The following is a 3,974-nucleotide window of genomic DNA, read 5'->3' on the forward strand; positions in this document are numbered from 1 at the left end:
AAGAAAATGAAGAGGAACTCAATCGTATCTTTATAGAAATCTACGGACTTGAAGATGAGCTTACTCCTGAAGTATCTGATAGAGATATTACTGTTGCAAAAATCTTCGACAGCAAAAAGGATATAGATGAAGAAATAAAAGGCAACAATTATGTAATGACTCGTGAAGATGTGGTAAAGAATTTCCTATCTTATTTTGTGGGTTGTGCCATGGGAAGATATTCTCTTGATGAGGAAGGACTTGTCTTTGCCGGAGGAGATTTTGATTTATCAAAGTACAAAAGCTTTAAAATAGATACAGACGGTATCCTTCCATTAACAGATGAAGAGTATTTTGAAGATGATATTGTGGAACTTTTTGTAAGGTTCTTAAAGATTACCTTCGGGGAAGAAAACCTCAATGAAAATCTTGATTTTATAGCATCAGAGCTTAAAGGCAAGAAGAGCGATAGCAGTAGGGAAAGGATAAGAAATTATTTCTTAAATGATTTTTATAAGGATCATTTGAAGATGTATCAAAAACTTCCTGTTTATTGGCAATATGATTCGGGGAAAAATGGTGCCTGTAGGGGCTTGTTTTATCTCCACAGGTACGACAAAGATACCTTTGCAAAAATAAGAATCAATTATATTTTTGAAGTGCAGGATAGATATAAGCAAGAGCTTGCAAGAGTAGATGATAAAATTGCAGGGGCAAGCGGAAATGAAAAAATAGAACTTCAAAAAGATGCAGCTACACTTAAAAAGAAAATCATAGAATCACAAAAATTTGAAGAGAAAGTTCAGCATATAGCGGATTCCTATATAGAGATAGATTTGGATAATGGAGTGAAAGAAAATTATAAAATCTTTGATGATGTATTAGCTAAGATTAGATAGGGGGTGACAAGTGTGGATTTAGAAGAAATTTTAAAAGATTTGCAGAAAAGATTTAAAAAACCCTATCCTGAGTTTTATAACAGGAGAATTATCTTTTGGATGGACAGGGACAGAGAGTTTGAAGATGAAATTGACAATCTTCAAATTCCTGATGTAAAAGTAATAAAAATGTCTGAAAATAATAAGTTCAGAGTAAAAAAACTGCTTTCCTTTGATGATCTAGAGTCGGACTTTCTTGTATACTGTCCTCTTGTTTTCAATGAAAAAGAAGATAATTGGATATATGATGTTATGATATACAGTGAGGAATTTAGGGCGGATCTTGTATCTATGCAGATTAACGAAATGAATTTAGTAGACAGTGTTGCTGTTAGAAGATTCGTAAAGTTTTATAAGAAGTTCTTTAATGCTAAAGCAAGAAGACAGGCAATCAGGAAAAATGCAAGCAGAATTGAAACTCCGGCACATTTGGAACTTGCGATTATGGGTGAGATTGCAGGATGTGATATGCAAGCTAAGGATATTATCAGAGAGGTGTTGAAAGCTGGTATTGAAAATGACAATAATGTCGTGTATCAGGAATTTATAAATTATGAAATAGATGAAGCTTTTTGGACAATGGTAGGACAAGGGACAGGTTATCACAGTGAGGGAAAAAGTCTTGAAGATTTATCTGTTCATATATTGCTTACTGCAACTTCAAGAAATATAAATAAGGAAGCGTTTATAGGTCTTGATGATTTTATTTCAAGCCCGCATGAAGCTTTTTGTTTTCAATTTATTGAGGACTGGCTCAGGAATGTCGATGAGAAAAAAAGCTTATATGAACTTGCACGTTTTATAGAAAAAGAAATTATGCTTGATGAAAGACTGATGAATCTTGATATAGCTAATTTTGAGAGTAGCGAAGTTTTTCCGTGTGTTGATGAAATTATACTTATAAAGCTTATGAGAAATATTAAAAATGATATTATAGATCCCGAATATATTTCAGTTATATGTGATAAAAGAAGAGTTGGAGCCTGGTATGAAGAGTTTAATTCATACTATGAGGGTATTTATAATATGGGCAAAATGAAGGATTTCTATAATAAAAATCAAACATCATTTCATATGACAAGTGCCAAGGAAGTTTGGAAATTCTATACAGATAAATTTTATTTAATGGATACCTATTATAGAAAATTTCATAGGGCGTATCAGAAAAGTCTTAGAAATTCAAATGCTAAGCTTGATGATTTATTTAAATTTACGGTAGACAAGGCGGAAGGAATATATAAGCATTGGTTTTTAGATAAACTTCTTACTAACTGGTGCAATGTTAGCGGTAGAGAGTTTGAAGAGTATGGAAAAATTTCTGAGATAAAGCAGCAGGTCGACTTCTACAACAATAATATTAAAAATGCTAAGGCAAAAGTCTATGTAATTATTTCAGATGCAATGCGTTATGAGGTGGCAAAAGAGCTTTCTGTAGAATTAAAAAAGGATATGCAATGTAAGGTAGAAATCGATGATATGTCGGGGATATTCCCTACGATTACACCTTTTGGAATGGCTGCATTGCTTCCTAATCATGGTCTTCAAACTGAAATTAGAAATAATAATCTCAAAGTTCTTGTTGATGGCGAATCAACAGATATGCCGAATAGAGAAAAAGTCTTACAAAAGGCGAATAAGGATTCCAGAGTGCTTAAATATGACGATTTGATTCATATGAAGAGAGAGGAGAGGAAAGCTTTAGTAAAAGGTATGGAAGTTGTTTATATATATCATGATCAAATAGATGCAGCTAGTCATATATCGGATTCTAGAGTTTTTTCTGCCTGTGATAAGGCGATAGTTGAAATTAAGAACCTGGTTAGAATCCTTGTGCATGATTTTTCGGCTGTAAATATAATGATCACCTCAGATCATGGTTTCCTCTATACTTATGAAGAGTTTACTGAGCTTGATAAGGTATCTAAAGAAGGCTTTGAAGGTGTTGTTGATTATGGTAGAAGGTATGCAATAATGGATGAATTTGCTAACCCAAGTTTCTTGATGCCTATAAAATTTGTTGATGAAAAATCTGGGTTTAAAGGATTTGCACCGAGACATAATATCCGTATTAAAAAGAAAGGCGGAGGAATCAACTTTGTTCACGGAGGAATCTCACTTCAGGAAATGGTTGTTCCACTAATTAGATACAGACATTTAAGAAATGATAATAAAGAATATCGCAAAAACAGGAGCAAGTATGATGTTAAGCCTGTAGAACTTAATATTCTTTCAACAGGAAGAAAAATAAGCAATATGATATTCAATCTGTCTTTTTATCAAAGTGAAATGCTTTCAGTAAATAGAGAAGCTTCCAATTACCTTCTTTATTTTGTCGATGAATATGGAGAAAAAATTTCTGATGAAGTTCGTATTATAGCTGATAAGAACACTGATAATGAGCAGGATAGAGTGTTTAATGTAACATTCAACTTAAAAACTGGAAAATATGATAATAAAAAGGCTTATAACCTTGTCATTTATGAAGAATCCAATCAGATTCCCCCAAAGAAGATTGAGTTTGTAATAGATATTCCATTTGCCACAGGTGAATATGATTTCTTTAGTTAAGAGGGTGTATGATATGGCATGGATATAAAACAGGAAAAGCTATAAGTAGTGAAGGGGATAATGTAGTTTTACAAATAGTATTGATAGAAAAGTTTTTAGGAACTGGTTCAGGTACAGCAAGTTTGTTTAACCTTCAAGCAGCAATAAATAAGCTAGCGACTTTAGCTTATAGGCTAATACTATTACAACATCATCTTCTGACTCTAAAGGGGTTAGGTGGAGATAAAATTAAGCTACCATGGTGTTTGAAAGAATTGATTAAGAAGTCAATAATGCTTTAATTTTTCGGAAGCATCTATTACAAGATAGGTGCTTTTTTGATGCCTAAAATTAAAGAGTTGAGTACTCATACTAAAACCTAATTAAAAGTGTATAATAAGAATATGAAAAAGATAATAGATGAAAAAACAAAAAAAGAAATTTATGAGCTTGAAAAAGCCAGAAAAAATACAAACAATAAAAAAGAAGAAGTTAGACTAAAAGCAATGA

The 3,974-nt window shown here is 32.3% G+C and carries 3 protein-coding genes; all 3 read left to right on the plus strand.

What is annotated here, in order from left to right:
- The coding region (locus SOR60_RS03245) for a hypothetical protein (RefSeq protein ID WP_320595175.1) at window positions 1-878 on the plus strand (878 nt) is incomplete at its 5' end.
- Between the two features lie 12 nt (window positions 879-890).
- The gene (gene pglZ, locus SOR60_RS03250) at window positions 891-3,485 is read left to right on the plus strand and encodes a BREX-1 system phosphatase PglZ type A (protein ID WP_320595176.1); all 2,595 of its coding nucleotides are present in this window, start codon (window positions 891-893) and stop codon (window positions 3,483-3,485) included.
- Window positions 3,486-3,493: 8 nt separating this feature from the next.
- Window positions 3,494-3,766, plus strand: coding sequence for a DUF4177 domain-containing protein (locus SOR60_RS03255; RefSeq protein WP_320595177.1), 273 nt, complete (start codon window positions 3,494-3,496; stop codon window positions 3,764-3,766).
- The last annotated feature ends 208 nt before the right edge of the window (window positions 3,767-3,974 follow it).

This window comes from Anaerococcus porci (genome assembly GCF_034090325.1).
GTDB lineage: Bacteria > Bacillota > Clostridia > Tissierellales > Peptoniphilaceae > Anaerococcus > Anaerococcus porci.

Excerpts from the sequence above, each read along its gene's own strand:
- SOR60_RS03255 (WP_320595177.1), top strand. The coding sequence starts at position 3,494 with ATGATATGGCATGGATATAAAACAGGAAAAGCTATAAGTAGTGAAGGG.